Annotated in this window: 15 protein-coding genes and 1 other RNA gene; 4 read left to right on the top strand and 12 right to left on the bottom strand. The window is 70.4% G+C overall.

Annotation, left to right across the window (positions count from 1 at the left end):
* Nucleotides 1-25: 25 nt before the first annotated feature.
* On the top strand, nucleotides 26-574 hold the full coding sequence (locus KF737_RS01175) for an FxDxF family PEP-CTERM protein (protein WP_296449442.1): 549 nt from the start codon (nucleotides 26-28) through the stop codon (nucleotides 572-574).
* A 42-nt stretch (nucleotides 575-616) separates the two neighbouring features.
* On the opposite strand, the gene ffs is transcribed toward KF737_RS01175, so the two are convergent.
* The 3 genes from ffs to yghU form a co-directional block, all read right to left on the bottom strand.
* Nucleotides 617-715: signal recognition particle sRNA small type (gene ffs, locus KF737_RS01170), an RNA gene on the bottom strand.
* Nucleotides 716-978: 263 nt separating this feature from the next.
* Nucleotides 979-1,743 carry an SDR family oxidoreductase gene (locus KF737_RS01165; protein WP_296449440.1) on the bottom strand — a complete coding sequence of 255 codons (765 nt, stop codon included), beginning with the start codon at nucleotides 1,741-1,743 and terminating at the stop codon, nucleotides 979-981.
* Nucleotides 1,744-1,897: 154 nt separating this feature from the next.
* Nucleotides 1,898-2,779 (bottom strand): glutathione-dependent disulfide-bond oxidoreductase, encoded by an 882-nt coding sequence (yghU, locus tag KF737_RS01160; protein WP_296449437.1) that lies wholly within the window; start codon nucleotides 2,777-2,779, stop codon nucleotides 1,898-1,900.
* Nucleotides 2,780-2,948: 169 nt separating this feature from the next.
* Between yghU and nudC the strand changes: the two genes are divergently transcribed.
* Nucleotides 2,949-3,878, top strand: a complete 930-nt coding sequence (gene nudC / locus KF737_RS01155; protein WP_296449434.1) for an NAD(+) diphosphatase — start codon at nucleotides 2,949-2,951, stop codon at nucleotides 3,876-3,878.
* A 40-nt stretch (nucleotides 3,879-3,918) separates the two neighbouring features.
* Here nudC and KF737_RS01150 read toward each other — a convergent pair whose 3' ends face one another.
* Entirely contained in the window at nucleotides 3,919-5,142 is a 1,224-nt protein-coding gene (locus tag KF737_RS01150; protein WP_296449431.1) for a serine hydrolase, read from the bottom strand.
* 94 nt (nucleotides 5,143-5,236) lie between these two features.
* On the opposite strand from KF737_RS01150, the gene KF737_RS01145 reads away from it, so the two are divergent.
* Nucleotides 5,237-6,016 (top strand): crotonase/enoyl-CoA hydratase family protein, encoded by a 780-nt coding sequence (locus KF737_RS01145; RefSeq protein WP_296449428.1) that lies wholly within the window; start codon nucleotides 5,237-5,239, stop codon nucleotides 6,014-6,016.
* Nucleotides 6,017-6,296: 280 nt separating this feature from the next.
* Here KF737_RS01145 and KF737_RS01140 read toward each other — a convergent pair whose 3' ends face one another.
* Both KF737_RS01140 and KF737_RS01135 read right to left on the bottom strand, forming a co-directional pair.
* On the bottom strand, nucleotides 6,297-8,426 hold the full coding sequence (locus KF737_RS01140; protein WP_296449425.1) for a PQQ-dependent dehydrogenase, methanol/ethanol family: 2,130 nt from the start codon (nucleotides 8,424-8,426) through the stop codon (nucleotides 6,297-6,299).
* Between the two features lie 292 nt (nucleotides 8,427-8,718).
* Nucleotides 8,719-10,155 carry a PLP-dependent aminotransferase family protein gene (locus tag KF737_RS01135; RefSeq protein WP_296449422.1) on the bottom strand — a complete coding sequence of 479 codons (1,437 nt, stop codon included), beginning with the start codon at nucleotides 10,153-10,155 and terminating at the stop codon, nucleotides 8,719-8,721.
* A gap of 310 nt (nucleotides 10,156-10,465) precedes the next feature.
* On the opposite strand from KF737_RS01135, the gene KF737_RS01130 reads away from it, so the two are divergent.
* A complete protein-coding gene (locus KF737_RS01130) occupies nucleotides 10,466-11,941 on the top strand; it encodes a sigma-54 dependent transcriptional regulator (RefSeq protein WP_296449419.1) in 1,476 nt (491 codons plus the stop codon).
* Nucleotides 11,942-12,116: 175 nt separating this feature from the next.
* On the opposite strand, the gene KF737_RS01125 is transcribed toward KF737_RS01130, so the two are convergent.
* From KF737_RS01125 to ykgO, 6 genes are all read right to left on the bottom strand, one after another.
* Nucleotides 12,117-12,926, bottom strand: a complete 810-nt coding sequence (locus KF737_RS01125) for a hypothetical protein (protein ID WP_296449417.1) — start codon at nucleotides 12,924-12,926, stop codon at nucleotides 12,117-12,119.
* Nucleotides 12,927-12,984: 58 nt separating this feature from the next.
* The gene (locus tag KF737_RS01120) at nucleotides 12,985-13,308 is read right to left on the bottom strand and encodes a hypothetical protein (protein WP_296449514.1); all 324 of its coding nucleotides are present in this window, start codon (nucleotides 13,306-13,308) and stop codon (nucleotides 12,985-12,987) included.
* Entirely contained in the window at nucleotides 13,305-13,574 is a 270-nt protein-coding gene (locus KF737_RS01115) for a DUF2312 domain-containing protein (protein WP_296449414.1), read from the bottom strand. The genes KF737_RS01120 and KF737_RS01115 overlap by 4 nt, the downstream gene beginning before the upstream one ends.
* A gap of 157 nt (nucleotides 13,575-13,731) precedes the next feature.
* The gene (locus KF737_RS01110; RefSeq protein ID WP_296449411.1) at nucleotides 13,732-14,391 is read right to left on the bottom strand and encodes a PEPxxWA-CTERM sorting domain-containing protein; all 660 of its coding nucleotides are present in this window, start codon (nucleotides 14,389-14,391) and stop codon (nucleotides 13,732-13,734) included.
* Nucleotides 14,392-14,556: 165 nt separating this feature from the next.
* Entirely contained in the window at nucleotides 14,557-15,159 is a 603-nt protein-coding gene (locus KF737_RS01105) for an HAD family phosphatase (RefSeq protein WP_296449408.1), read from the bottom strand.
* A gap of 15 nt (nucleotides 15,160-15,174) precedes the next feature.
* Entirely contained in the window at nucleotides 15,175-15,300 is a 126-nt protein-coding gene (ykgO, locus tag KF737_RS01100; RefSeq protein ID WP_012523667.1) for a type B 50S ribosomal protein L36, read from the bottom strand.
* Between the last annotated feature and the right edge of the window lie 7 nt (nucleotides 15,301-15,307).

Here is a 15,307-nt window from a genome sequence, read left to right as displayed (position 1 = left end):
CGGCCGACAATGCGGAGTACCAGTAATGAAACGGCTTGCATCGAGCTTCGCGGCCTCATTGGCCGCCGTCGCCCTGTCGGCGTCGGCGGCTGCGGCGGCGACCTACGTGACCTACGGACCTGTCGGCGCGGATGGCGGCTTCACCATCACCTTCGGCAACGACAGCGTCACCGACGCCAATTTCACCGACACCTTCGACTTCACCCTGCCGACCGGGCGGGCGGACTTCGTCGTCATCTCGACGATGAGCGGCGACAGCCAGAACATCACCTGGTCGACGATCACCTTCAACGGCGAGGCGTTCGAGTCCGGTTCGGCCGGCTGGAACGAGTTCAACTTCCTGAACGGGGTGCAGGTCACCGGCGGTTCGGCGCAGCATCTGGTGCTGAGCGGGGCGAGCGGCGGCGGCGCGGCCTACACGGCGATGCTCACGTTCATGCCCGCGGCGACCGTCCCCGGCGTGCCCGAGCCGGCCGGCTGGGCGATGATGATCGCGGGGTTCGGCGGCGCGGGCGCGGTCCTGCGCGGCCGCCGTGACCTACTGAACGCGCGGCGTCCCCGGGCGACCGCCTGACCCACCGGCGCTGCGCCGGCCTACTTCGACGGGAAAGGGGGAAGGTGGAGACCGAACGACAACCCGAAGCGTGATTCGTTGTGGCTGCTGCCTTCCGGCCCTGACCAGGTTGGCGAGGCGCTCGTCCGCCGCCGATCTCCGTGGCGGCATATGGCGGATCGGACCGCCGAGGGCAAGGGGCGGAACGCCGCGGAGGGTCTAGCCGAGCGCCTGCATCAGCATGGGGCCGAACAGCGGGATCGACATCACGACGGCGAAGCCGAGGGTCATCAGGGAGAGGCCGGTGGTCACGTGGGTAGCTCCTTCTGAGCCCCACAGTTAAGGCCGGCCGCGCCGCCGCGCACTGAGCATGATTGCAGAACCGTTCTGCCGAAACGGCGGCGGTGCCGGCGGCGCGGACGGGTCTACCCCGCGAACCGCCGATTGAGCTTGCGCATGCCGCCGATCCAGCGGCCGTAGTCGGCGGTCTTGTTGCGCATGTACTGCAGCACCTCGGGATGCGGCAGGATCAGGAACTCCTCGGCCTCGATGGCGCGGACCACGCTCTCGGCCAGAACCTCGGGCTCCATCATGCCGTCGATGGAGGCCACGCCGTCGGGGTTGCCCGCGGTCATCGCCGTCTTCACCGCCTGGGGGCAGAGCACCGAGACCTTGATGCCCTGGTCGCCGTGGGTGATCGAGAGCCACTCGGCCAGGCCCACCGCCGCGTGCTTGGTCACCGCATAGGGCGCCGAGCCGATCTGGCTGAGCAGGCCCGCCGCCGAGGCGGTGTTCATCAGGTAGCCGCCGCCGCGCGCCGCCATCAGGGGCACGAGGTGGCGCGCGGCCCAGACGTGGGCCATCACGTTGATGTCCCAGATGCGCTGCCAGTCGTCGTTCGGCGTCTCGGCACCGCCGCCCACGCCGATGCCGGCGTTGGAGCAGAAGAGGTCGATCGGCCCGACCTCGGCCTCGACGGTGTCGATGAGGGCCTTGATGTCCTCCTCCTTCGACACGTCGGTCCTGAACGCCCGGCCGCCCACCATCGCGGCGGTGGCCTTCGCGCCCGGCTCGTCCCGGTCGGCGCAGACGATGGCCTTCGCGCCCTCGGCCTTGAACCGCACGCACAGCGCCCGCCCGATCCCGCTCGCCGCGCCCGTGACGACGACGATCTTGTCCTTCAGTTCCACGACGTTCTCCCGAAGCGCTCTTGGAGCCTCCGCGCCAGCGGGGACTCAGTCATTTTGAACCACGGACTTCACCGATTTCACGGATTGGCGCGGGCCTCATCCGTGCAATCCGTGAAATCCGTGGTTCTGAATCGAAGCTGCTGCGCGGCCTCGGCTATTTCTTGGCGTCCTGTTCGGCCAGGAATTTGTCGATATCGGCCGCCGAGTGGCGCTCGGGCAGGGCGCGGTTGATCACGCGGCCGCGCTTCACCGCCGGCCGGGCGCCGATCTGGTCGGTCCAGCGCTGGACGTTCCTGTAGCTCTGGGTGTCCAGGAACTCGCCGGCCTCATAGGCCCCGCCCTTGGCCAGGAGGCCGTACCAGGGCCAGACCATCATGTCGGCGATCGTGTACTCCGACCCGCCCAGGTACTCGCTCTCGGCGAGGCGGCGGTCCAGTACGTCGAGCTGGCGCTTGGCCTCCATGGCGAAGCGGTCGATGGCGTATTCGATCTTGAACGGCGCATAGGCGTAGAAGTGGCCGAAGCCGCCGCCCAGGTAGGGCGCCGAGCCCATCAGCCACATCACCCACGACATCACCTCGGCGCGGGCCGCGGGCTCGGTCGGCAGGAAGGCGCCGAACTTCTCGGCCAGGTGCAGCAGGATCGCGCCCGACTCGAACACGCGGAACGGCCTGGCCGGGTCCGACCGGTCCAGCAGCGCCGGGATCTTCGAGTTCGGGTTGATCTCAACGAAGCCCGAGCCGAACTGGTCGCCCTGGCCGATGTTGATCATCCAGGCGTCGTACTCGGCGCCCTTGTGGCCGGCGGCCAGCAGCTCCTCGAGCATCACCGTCACCTTCACCCCGTTGGGCGTGCCGAGCGAGTAGAGCTGGAACGGGTGCTCGCCGACCGGCAGGACCTTCTCGTGCGTGGGGCCGGCGATCGGGCGGTTGATGGCGGCGAAGCGGCCGCCGTTCTCCTTGTTCCACTGCCAGACCTTGGGCGGGACGTAGTCGGCGGGGCGATTGGGCGGCGGTTTCGCGGCGTCGTCGGCCATGCGGAGGCTCCTGCTAGGCGCGGAATGGGGACCCTTGCCGAAACATGTGGCGGACGAACAGCCGTTTGACCAGGGGTCTGAAGCCAACGGCGTCGACGGGCCGCTCGAAATCCGCCGCACCGCCAAGACGTGTTGATGCGCCGGCCCTCAGCCCCCTAGATAGCGCCCCATGGCCCTTTCCTTCTTCCAGAACACCTTCGCCGGGAATCCGCTGAACCGGGCGTCCGAGCGGCGCGCCGACGCCGACTGGCTGGCCGGACAGCTCGGCTCGTCCGACTCGCTGGGCCTCGCCATCTGGAACGGCAAGCCGCTGGTCGAGAAGACCAAGGAGGGCGGCGTGCAGATCGCCTACCTGCCCGCGAAGATGGTCGACGAGCTTTCGGGCGGCCCCGAGCGCCTGCTGTTCATGGGCCTCTGGAAGGACACCGCCGTCTTCGCGGTGGACCTCGAAGGCACGTCAGACCCGGCGCAAGGGCCGCTGCAGGGGCTGGGCGAGTTCATGGACCTGCGCCAGATCGCGCTGCGGCTGCCCGACACCGACGCGGCGATCCTGGCCACCGCCAAGCAGATGTTCGAGTGGCGCCGCCGCCACCAGTACTGCGCAAGCTGCGGCCAGCCCTCGCAGGCGATGGACGGCGGCTGGAAGCGCAAGTGCCCGGCCTGCGACGCCGAGCACTTCCCCCGCACCGATCCGGTGGTGATCATGCTGGCCGTCCACGGCGACCGCTGCATGGTCGGCCGCCAGGAGATCTGGCCCAAGGGCATGTTCTCGGCCCTGGCCGGCTTCCTGGAGCCCGGCGAGTCGATCGAGGAGGCCTGCGCCCGCGAGCTCAACGAGGAGGCGGGGCTGAAGACCGTCTCGGTGCGCTACCACTCGACCCAGCCCTGGCCCTATCCGTCGTCGCTGATGATCGGCCTGATCGCCGAGGTCGAGGACGAGGACGCGCGGCCCGACCAGACCGAGCTCTCCGAAGTGCGCTGGTTCTCCCGCGAGGAAGCCAGGGCGCTGGTCCGCGGCGAGTACACGGACACTTTCTGCCCCCAGCCGATGGCCATCGCCCACCAACTGATCAAGGCCTGGGCCTTCGAAGAGAAGTGAGAAGGCCGGCGCCAGGCAGGCGCCGCCTCCCGCGCTCGCGCTACCCGTTCGTCTCCATCAGCGCCGAGTAGACGAGCGTCCGCAATTCGCGGCGGATGGGGTAGCTGGACGAGGGCAGGAGCTGGGTCATGAAGACGGCGGTGACGTCTTCGATCGGGTCGACCCAGAAGGCGGTGGAGGCCGCGCCGCCCCAGTAGAACTCGCCCAGGCTGCAGGGGATGAGGGTCTGCGGCGGGTCGAAGACCACCGCGAAGCCCAGGCCGAAGCCGACGCCGGCGTTGGTGCTCTCCGAGAACAGCGAGCGCGAGACCTGGGTCAGGTCGGCGCCGCCGGGCAGGTGGTTGGACGCCATCAGGTCGACGGTCTTGGGCGCCAGGATGCGGGCGCCGTCCAGTTCGCCGCGGTTCAGCAGCATATTGGCGAACCGCAGGTAGTCGGCCGCCGTGCCGACGAGACCGCCGCCGCCCGAGAGCAGGGCGGGCGGTTCGAGGTAGGGGCTCTTCTGCGGGTCGTCCTGCAGCTTCATGCCGCCGCCGGGGACCGCGTCGTAGCAGGCGGCGAAACGCGCGCGCTGGTCGTCGCGGACATGGAAGCCGGTGTCGACCATCTTCAGCGGGTCGAAGATGCGCTCCTGCAACACCCGGTCCAGCGGCTTGCCGGCGATCTTCTGCACCAGGTAGCCGCAGACGTCGGTGGAGACCGAGTAGTTCCAGGCCTCGCCCGGCGAGAACTCCAGAGGGACCTTGGCCATGAGCTGGATCATGGTCTCGAGGTCATGGCCGCCGTGCATCGCCTCCAGCTTCAGCTTGCGGTAGGCGGCGTCGATGTTGGTGCGGTTCTGGAAGCCGTACGTCAGCCCCGACGTGTGGCGCAGCAGGTCGACCACCTGCATCGGCCGCGCGCAGGGCGTGGTCAGGTAGGGCCCGGTCCCGGCGGAGAAGACGGCCAGGTCCTTCCACTCGGGAATGTGTTTCGCGACCGGGTCGTCCAGCGCGACCAGCCCCTCCTCGACGAGCTGCATCAGCGCGACCGAGGTGATCGGCTTGGTCATGGAATAGATGCGGTAGACGGTGTCGTCGGCGATCTGCACGCCGCGCTCTGGGTCCTGCTGGCCCAGCAGCGTCTGGTGGACCACCTCGCCGCCGCGGGCGAGGACGAACTGGGCGCAGGGCAGCTTGCCCGGGCCGACGTAGCGCTCCTGCAGCAGGCGGTCGATGCGCGCCAGCCGCGATACGGAGAACCCCAGCTTCTCGGCCTTGCTCATGACGCCCACTCCTCCGGTGTGGCGGGCATTTGGTCTTGCCTTCCGCGCGGTCGCAAGCGCCACGATGCCGGGCCTTCGAAAAAGGAGCCGGGCCATGGGCAATGTGAGCGTCGAGCACGACGGGCGCATCGCGATCGTCACCATCGAGCGGCCCGAGCGGCGCAACGCCGTCGACGGCGCCACCGCCCGCGAGCTCTACGACGCCTTCAAGGCCTTCGACGCCGACGAAGGGCTGGACGTGGCGGTGCTGACCGGCCGTGGTGGCTACTTCTGCGGCGGCGCCGACCTGAAGGCCATCGCGGGCGGCCGGCCGCGGGCCGACGCCAACCCGATCCGGGAGGACGGCGACCTGGGGCCGATGGGCTGCACGCGGCTGCGGCTCGGCAAGCCGGTGATCGCGGCCGTCGAGGGGCCCGCCGTCGCGGGCGGGCTGGAGGTGGCCTGCTGGGCCGACCTGCGGGTGGCGGCGGAGGGGGCGTTCTTCGGCGTGTTCTGCCGCCGCTTCGGCGTGCCGCTGATCGACCTCGGCACCGTGCGGCTGCCGCGGCTGATCGGACACTCGCGGGCGATGGACATGATCCTCACCGGCCGGCCGGTGGACGCGCAGGAGGCGCTGGCGATGGGGCTCGCGAACCGCGTCGTCCCGAAGGGCGAGGCGCTGGCGGCGGCGGTGGAGCTGGCCCGGCAGATCGGCGCCTTCCCGCAGCTCTGCATGCGCAACGACCGGCTCTCGGCGCTGGCGCAGTGGTCGCTGGACTGGGACGCGGCGACCGCCGCCGAGGTGCGCTTCGGCCTGGAGACCCTGCGCACCGGCTCCCACGTCGAGGGCGCCACGCGGTTCACGGGCGGCCAGGGCCGCGGCGGGGCGTTCTAGCCCAGGCCGGCGGCCGCGAAGCGGGCCTTCCGATTCAGGGAACCGCGGAATACGCGGAAGGCCGCGGAACCGGCCGCGAAGCGGCGGCAATTTCAAGAACCACGGATTGCACGGATTACACGGATCAGCGCCGGACTCCATCCGTGAAATCCGTGAAATCCGTGGTTCAAATGACTGAGCCTCCGCTCACGAGGAAGGAATCGCTTTCCGCGTCCTTCCGCGTATTCCGCGGTTCAAGAAGGACTGAGCCTCCGCTTGCGCGGAGGCCCGTAGGTGATCGTCAGTCGCGGCCGATCGGCGTGGCCGGGGCGGGCGGGGCGCCGGTTTCGGCGAGCTTGGCGGCGGCCTGGGCCTCGGTGATCACGTAGGCGCGGATGTCCTCCGCGTCCTTCGGCGACAGGAACCGGCTGAAGCTGGCCATGCCGCGCGCGGCGCTGGCGCCGTCGATCAGCACGCCCTTCCAGTTGGCCTCGGTCTGCAGCATCGGCGAGCGCTTCAGGTCGGGCAGCCAGGCGCCCGAGGCGTTCGGCCCGTGGCAGACTTGGCAGTTCCGGTGGAAGAGCGCGAAGCCGTGCTTCACGTCGCCCTTCGAGCTGACGCCGGTGAGCTGGAACGGCGGCTGGGCCGGGGCCGGGAAGGCCGGGGCCGTCGCCTTGCCGCCCAGCTTGAAGACCAGCAGGCGGCCCGGCAGGCGCGAGCGGACCGGCATCGAGGCCGGGGCCGAGATCTGGCCGCCGCCGCCGGTGCCGACCATGACGGCCACGTACTGCTCGCCGCCCAGTTCGTAGGTCATCGGCGCGGCGATGATCCCGTTGCCGGTCTTGAAGCTCCAGAGCTTGCCGCCCTTGGCCGCCTCGTAGGCCGCGAGCTCGCCCTCGGCGTCGCCCTGGAAGACCAGGCCGCCCGCGGTCGAGAGCACGCCGGCGTTCCAGAAGAACGGGTGGTCGACCGTCCAGACCGCCTTCTGCTGCACCGGGTCCCAGGCCACCAGGCTGCCCTTGATGAGGGCCATGGTGGCCTTCAGCGTCGCCTCGTCGGTGGGCAGCGCGTTGGCCAGGAAGTCGACGCCCACGTTCCAGGCGCCGGGCCGGTACGAGAAGCTCTTGTCGTCGGTGTAGGCGAAGGGCGTGACGTTGGTCGGGATGTAAACGAGGCCCGTCTTGGCGTTGTAGGCCATCGGTTGCCAGTTGTGGGCGCCGAGCGGGCCCGGCACCTGCATGACCATCGCCTTCTCGTAGCGGGCGGCCGGGTTCTCGATAGGCCGGCCGGTCGACATGTCGACGCCGGTGGCCCAGGTGATGTTGGCGTAGGGCTTGGCCGAGATGAGCTGGCCGTTGGTGCGGTCGATGACGTAGAAGAAGCCGTTCTTCGGCGCCTGCATCAGCACCTTGCGCGGCGCGCCGCCGATATCGAGGTCGGCCAGCATGATCTGCTGGGTGGCGGTGTAGTCCCAGCTCTCGCCGGGCGTCGTCTGGTAGTGCCAGACGTACTCGCCGGTGTCGGCGTTGAGGGCCACGATCGACGACAGGAAGAGGTTGTCGCCCTTGCCGCCCGAGCGGCGCTGGTGGTTCCACGGGTTGCCGTTGCCGACCCCGATGTAGACCATGTTCAGCGCCGGGTCGTAGACGATGGAATCCCAGACGGTGCCGCCGCCGCCGGTTTCCTTCCACTCGCCGTCCGACCAGGTGGCCGCGGCCTTCTCCCTGAAGACCTTGTCCGAGGCCGCGCCGTCGGGCGCGCCGGTCGGGTTCGGCACGGTGTAGAAGCGCCAGGCCAGCTTGCCGGTGGCCGCGTCATAGGCGCTGACGTAGCCGCGCACGCCGTATTCCGCGCCGCCGTTGCCGATCAGCACCTTGTCCTTCACCACGCGCGGGGCGCCGGTGATGGTGTAGGGCCTGGACTTGTCGGTGGTCTGCTGTTCCCAGGCGACCGCGCCGGTCTTGGCGTCCAGCGCGATCAGGCGCCCGTCGATCGTGCCGACGTAGACGCGGCCCTTCCAGATGGCGACGCCGCGGTTGACCACGTCGCAGCAGGCGTCGAAGCCCTTGGAGCCCTCGACCTTCGGGTCGAACGTCCAGAGCTGCTTGCCGGTCTTCGCGTCGAAGGCGAACACCTTGGACCAGGCGGTCGAGGTGTAGAGCACGCCGTCGACCATCAGCGGCGTCGCCTCCTGGCCGCGGTCGGTGTCGAACTCGGCGTACCAGGCGAGGCCCAGGTCCTTGACGTTCCCGGCGTTGACCTTGTCGAGCGGGCTGAAGCGCTGCTCGTTGTAGTCCTTGCCGTAGCTCAGCCACTCGCCGTTGCCGGCGGCCGCGGTCAGGCGCTTGTCGTCGACGGCGCCCGGCGGCTTGTTGCAGGCGGCCACGGTCGCGGCCAGTGCGAGCGCAAGGCCCAGACGGATCAGCTTCATAGCGCCCTCCCAGCAGCCGATTTCTTCGAATGATCGGCGTTCAGTGAGCGCACTATGCCCCTGCCCGCGCGCCGGGCAAGCATGTCGCTGCGGAACTTCCCCTGCCCGCCGATCCGTTCCCGCCATCGTCGCGCCACTCCCACCTCGGGGCGTCATGGCCGGGCCTGTCCCGGCCATCCAGACGCGCGGGCGAAACAGGCCGGCCCGCGGCGACGGCGTCACCGCCAGTTCGGCGCGACCGGTGTCCATGGGTGACCGGGACAAGCCCGGCCATGACGTCCAGGAAGGGGGTCTAGATGACGGCGCCCATCGAGGAACGCGCGCCTGACGGCGCCGGTCGCAGGCGCGTGTAGGCCTGGGCGAGACGGCCGACGACATCGGTCAGGACGTCGGGGGCGAGCGTGTAGGGCAACCGCGTGAAGCGCTCGAACGCCCCGTCGACGCCGAAGCGGGGACCGGCGGCGAGGCGCACGCCGAACCGCTCGGAGGTGGCGGCGAGCGCGCTGGAGACCGGCGTCGGGAGCTCGGCCCAAAGGCAGAGGCCGCCCGGCGGCGAGGCCACCTTCCAGTCGGGCAGAACGCGGCGGACCTCGCCGACCAGGTGGTTGCGGCGGGCGCGCAGCAGGGCGCGGCGGGCGGCGAGCCCGTCCTCGTCGGTGGTCAGCAGGTGCGCGGCGGCGAGCTGCTCGACCAGCGGGCAGCCCAGGTCGATGGAGACGCGGCGCGGGGCCAGCGCCTGGATCGTCTGGGCGTCGGCGCGGATCCAGCCCAGGCGCAGGCCGCCCCAGAAGCTCTTGCCGGTGGAGCCGACGCGCACCAGCCCCTCGGCCGGCTCGTCGAAGGCGTAGGGCGCGATGGGGGCGTCGAGCCAGAGGTCGACCAGGGTCTCGTCGAGGATGACGACCGTGCGGGTCTGGGCCGCGGCGCGGGCGATGGCGGCGCGGGTCTCCGGGCTCATCCAGCGGCCGGTCGGATTGTGGAAGTCGCCGATGAAGTAGGCCAGCCGCGGGCCCGCCTGGCGGAAGGCGGCGGCCACGCCCTCGACGTCCCAGCCCTCGCCGGGCAGGCCGACGGGCGTGGGCCGGCACGAGGCGCGCTGGATCGCGTCGATGGCGTGCGGATAGGTCGGGTGGTCGATGACCACGCGGTCGCCGGGCCCGCAGTGCAGGCGGATCATCAGCGCCAGGGCGTGCTGGGCGCCCGACGTGATCATGATCTGCCCGGGCGCCGTCGGCAGGCCGCGGCGCGTGTAGCGCTCGGCCAGCACCTCGCGCAGGACGGGCAGGCCGATCGCGCCGTAGCCGTGGTTGGGCAGGTGGGCGGGCAGCGCCTGGATGGCCGCGGCGAAGGCGGCGTGGACCGCGTCCGCGGCCGGCGGGGCGGCCGAGGCCATGTCGATCAGGCCGTCGCCCTCGGAGCCGGCGATCAGGCCGCCGCCGCGCGCGCCGGGGCCGGCGGGCAGCCGCGTGCGGGCGCCCGCGCCCTGGCGCCGTTCCAGGAAGCCATCGTCGCGCAGGCGGGCCATGGCGGCCGTCACCGTCGTGCGGCTGACCTCCAGCGCCGTGGCCAGCTCCCGCTCGCCGGGCAGCACCACGTCCAGCGGCAGGCGGCCGTCGAGGATCAGCAGGCGCAGCCCGTCCGCAAGCTGGCGGTAGGCGGGGCCGGCGCCGCCCTCGCCGCGCCAGGCGCCGAGGAGGCGCGTGACGGAAGCGGGTCCGATGCGTCTCATGCGGCCAGCCTGGCAGAACTGGCGCCGGTTTACAGGTCCACTTCGCAGCATCTGGCCAGACCAATGCTGGCCCGCCGCCTCATCCAGCTCTTCGCCGGCCTCGCGGCGCGCTCCGCATAGTCGTCCGCGCCTTCGCCATCGGTCCGTTCGTGCAGGTCTTCCTGCCCCATCTTCAGATTCCGGAAACCCAACCGCTTAACCCCTGAACAGGGTCTGCGAAACGCCGCCTTTACTCTTGCCCTGTACCAAACGGGGACAAGAACAAGGCCTCGCCAGAACGGTGAGCGTCCAGTCCGGTGGGTGTTTTCATATGGCCAAAACGGTCCTGGTCGTCGATGACGATCCTACCCAGCGCCGTCTGATCCAGGCGGTCCTCGAGCGCGACGGGTTCGCCGTCGCGCACGCCCAGAGCGGCGACGAGGCGATCCAGCACCTGACGTCCGGCGCGTCGGTCGACGTGGTGCTGCTGGACCTCGTGATGCCGGGCATCTCGGGGCAGGACACGCTCAGGGAAATGCGCGCCCGCGGCTTCGGCCTGCCGGTGATCGTGCTGACCGCCACGGGCGGGATCGACACCGTCGTGTCGGCCATGCAGGCCGGCGCCTGCGACTTCTTCGTGAAGCCGGCCAGCCCCGAGCGCATCACCGTCTCGATCCGCAACGCGCTGTCGATGGGCTCGCTGAAGAGCGAGGTCGAGCGCCTGAAGAAGCACTCCACGGGCCGTACCACCTTCAACGACCTGATCGGCGGCTCGCCGGCCATGACCATGGTCAAGCGGCTGGGCGAGCGGGCGGCCAAGTCGTCGATCCCGATCCTGATCACGGGCGAGAGCGGCGTCGGCAAGGAAGTGATCGCGCGCGCCGTGCATGGCTCGTCCGAGCGCGCCGGCAAGCCGTTCGTGGCCGTGAACTGCGGCGCCATCCCCGAGAACCTCGTCGAGTCGATCCTGTTCGGCCACGAGAAGGGCAGCTTCACCGGCGCCACCGACAAGCACCTGGGCAAGTTCCAGGAGGCCAACGGCGGCACCCTGTTCCTCGACGAGGTGGGCGAGCTGCCGCTCGACATGCAGGTCAAGCTGCTGCGCGCCCTGCAGGAGAGCGAGATCGACCCGATCGGCGCCAAGCGCTCGATCAAGGTGGACGTCCGCATCGTCTCGGCGACCAACCGCGACCTGTCGAACGCGGTCTCCGAAGGCCGCTTCCGCGAGGACCTCTACTACCGGCTGAACGTCTTCCCGATCGAGGCGCCGGCGCTGCGCGAGCGCCGCGAGGACGTGCCGGCCCTGGTCGACGCCTTCGTGCGCCGCTTCAACGTCGAGGAAGGCAAGTCGGTCGTGGCCGCCTCGCCCGAGACGCTGGCGTTCCTCACCGCCTACGACTGGCCGGGCAACGTCCGCCAGCTCGAGAACGCGGTCTACCGCGCCATCGTGCTCGCCGACGCGCCCTACCTGCAGCCGCACGACTTCCCGGCCATCTCGGGCGTCGCCGCGCCGCCGCCGGAATACACGCCGGCGCCGGCCCCGACCGTGGTCGCCGCGCCCGGCGCCGCGATCGCCCAGGACCAGCCGGTCCGCGTCCTCGACGGCCGCGGCCACCTGCGCACGCTGGAGGAGGTCGAGCGCGACATGATCCGGCTCGCCATCGAGGTCTACGCCGGCCACATGAGCGAGGTGGCCCGCCGCCTCGGCATCGGCCGCTCGACGCTCTACCGCAAGGTCCGCGAACAGGGCCTCGAACAGCTCGTGAAGGGCGGCGCCCCCGAAGAGGCCGACGCGGAAGCGGCGTAGGGCTCTCTCGCTTACCTCTGAACGTCATGGCCCGGCTTGTCCGGGCCACCCACTGGGCTGTGCGCGCGGCGTCGAACAGCGGCGGTGCAGCCGCGCGTTTCCCCTAACTCACAGCCCAATGGGTCCCCCGGACAAGCCGGGGGATGACGTTGCATCTTGATCAGATGGCGTAACGCTACCGATCCGCCGCGCCGGCCCTGAGCGCCGCGTAGTGGGCCGGGCGCTGGGCGCGGTCGGCGTCCATCAGGGCCGGGATCTGGGCGAGCGTGTCCTCGGCCTCGCCGCGGGTCTGCGGGTCGGCGCCGGGGTTGGCGGCGGCGGAGATCAGCCAGGTCTTGGCCTCGGCGAAGTCGCGCGGCACGGCGTAGCCCACCATGTAGGCGCGGGCGAGTTCGAGCTGGGCGTCGGCGCGATCCTTCAGCGCCTCGGCGCGCACGCCGGCCAGGTGCTCGCGGGCGGCCGCCAGGCTGGCGGCGCCGCTGCGGGGCATGACGATGGTGACCGACAGCGCGCGGCCTTCCTTCGGCGCGTCGGCGTCGGCCAGAAGGATGGTGGCGGGGCCCTCGGGGGCCTCCTCGCCGAACCCGAAGGGCTCGACGTGCAGGTGCGGCCCCTGCGCGCCGTGGCGGCCCTTGGGCATGTAGCGGGCGAACGGGGCGCCGGCCGCGCGCAGGCGGGCCGCCGCCTCCGACGGCTTCATGCCGTCGACGACGACGTCGTAGGCGCCCGGCGCATCCGGCCGCCCCATCGAGTGCTTGGAGATCCCGCCCGGCCGGACCGTCTTGGCGCCCTGGGCCCGCAACTGCTCCTCACGGGCCGGCGTACGGTAACCGCCGGTGAGGCGCCACGCGCCCTGGCCGAACACCTGGTCCATGACCACGGCCAGCCGGTCTTCGGTGAACTCGGCCGCCGACGCGGGCCCGGCGAGGAGGCCCAGGCCCGCCAGCGCCGCCACGGCCGCCCGTATGGAACGCGATGTCGTCACGCGGGGATTAGGCCCGAACGCGGCCAAGACATCGTGAAAAGGGATGGTTACCCGCGCCTTAGTCCTCGGCCTTGCGGCGCCGGAGGGGCGTCCGCCGCATCCCCGTCTTCTCGCCCTTGGCCTTGGCGGTGATCTCCTTGAGCTTCACCGCCTGCATGATCGAGAGCGCCTCGCCCGCCGCGCCCTTCTCGGGGTCGCCGAAGGCGCGGCCGTAGGTCTTCACGCGGTCGGAGACCTCGCTGAGGAACTCGCCCTCCCAGTCGGAGAGCGTCACGCCGGCCTTGTCGGCGGCGCGCCGGGCGCGCTTCAGGGCGTTGAGGGCGGCCCGCCTGGCCGCCGCCTTGCGCGCCTCGAAGGGCGAAGCCGGCGGCTTCTTCCTCAGATTTCGCCGATCGCGGAGAGATAGAGGTCGAGGATCGCCTCCTCCTCCTGGCGCTTGGCGCGGTCCTGCTTGCGGATGCGGATCACCTTGTTGATGATCTTCACGTCGAAGCCGTTGCCCTTGGCCTCGGCCTTCACTTCCTTGATCTGCTCGGCGATCTCGGCCTTCTCCTGCTCGAGGCGCTCGATGCGCTCGATGATGCTCTTGAGCTGTCCCTGCGCGGTGGCGTTCAGGATGTCGGGGTGTGCGGAAGCGTCGTCGGCCATGGGAAAGCCTCTAGGCGAGAAGGACGCCCGCCGCCAAGCGGCGCCGGCGAGTTATCCCCGTTTTCCCCCGCCGCCCGCCCGTGGACCTTCGGGCAAAAAGAACCCCCCCGCCGGGGAAGACAGGGGGTTCAGTTGATCTCGCCCAGAGGAGAGAGGTCTAAGCGAGAGAAAGGTTGGCGCGGCGGCGGCGGAGCATGACGCCCGTGGCCATGAAGCCGCCGATCATGAGCGCCCAGGTCGCCGGTTCCGGAACGCCCGCGGCGAACGCGCCGGCGGCGGTGTCGACCTCGAACGAGTTGCCCGACGAGGACAGCACGATCTTGTTCACGTTGTAGCCGCCGAAGTCGAAGTTCACGCGCTTGCCCCAGCCCCAGTCCTGGTTGGTGTCGCCCAGGAACATGTCGGCGCCCGAGAGCACCTCGTGGTAGCCGTTGTCGCCGAAGAACTCGATCTGGTTGTAGGTGTCGGGCGAGCCCATGAAGAGGCTGAAGCTCGACATCAGGCGCAGCGACTCGAAGGTCGCCGTCGCGCCGCCCGGGACGGTCAGATAGTGCGTGTCGTCGTTCGGCAGCGTGCCCGAGTAGCCCGATCCGCCTTCGTTCACGCCGACGGTCGCGCCGATGAGCGTCAGGGTGACGCCGTCGACGAACACCTGGGTCGGGTTGTTGGCGTCGTCGAAGGTGGCGATCAGCTCCTGGCCGTCGGGAAGCGCGAACGGCTGGCCCTGGTTCGAGAGCGTGACGTTCACCGCGGCGGCGGCGGGGCTGGCCATCGCCACGAGGGCGGTGGCGGCGAGGAAGGCGCTGAGGCGGGTCATGGCGGTCTGTATCCGTGTCTGTGTCGGTTTGGGACGACGTCGGTTGCGTTCCTCCCGAACCCGGCACATCGCGTGCCAGCCTCGCCGTTACGCGCAGGCCGGCCGCGAGGACGCGCCGGATCACCCGTTTTGAGTAACGGCGTGACCCGATCCGCCGTGCGACGGTCAGAGAAGGCCGCGGGCTTCCAGGGCGGGACGCAGCGCCGCCGGGTCGGTGAAGTGCAGCGTGTCGAAGCCCATGTCCCGGGCGGTGGCGATGTTCTTCTCGCTGTCGTCGACGAAGAAGAAGTCGGCCGGCGCCAGCCCGAAGCGCTCGCAGCAGAGGCGGAAGATCGCCGGGTCGGGCTTCATGACGCCTTCGAAGCCTGAGGCGACCAGCCCGGAGAGGCGGCCGAACGCCGGGCTCATGGCCAGCGTCGAGTGGAGCGTCTCGTGGCTGATGTTGGAGAGGCCGTACTGGGGCACGCCGCGGGCGTGCAGCGCCTCGATGGCGGCCTCGGTCTCGGCGATCGGGCCGGAGAACATCTCGTCCCAGCGTTCGTGCCAGGCGCGGATGTGCGGTTCGTGCTGGGGATGGGCCTCGACGAGGGCCGCGACGTTGTCGGCGAAGGTCACGCCGCAGTCGGTGGGCGCGTGCCAGGCCATGGTGCAGACGGTCGAAAGGAACCGCTCGCACTCGGCGGCGTCGGGGAAGATCTTGTCGTAGAGCGTGCGCGGGCTCCAGCGCACGATGACGTTGCCGAAGTCCCAGAGAACGGCCTTCGGCATAGGCCGACGGTCGCCTTAGCCCTGCTTGGCCTTGAAGCGCGGATCGGTCTTGTTGATGACGTAGACCCGGCCCTTGCGGCGCACGAGCTTGCAGTCGCGGTGACGCGTCTTGAGCGACTTGAGCGAGCTTCTGACCTTCATGGACCCA

Source organism: Phenylobacterium sp., from assembly GCF_019636135.1.
Classification (GTDB): domain Bacteria; phylum Pseudomonadota; class Alphaproteobacteria; order Caulobacterales; family Caulobacteraceae; genus Phenylobacterium.
Note: the sequence above shows the minus strand (reverse complement) of the source record. Positions and strands in the feature narration are given on the sequence as shown.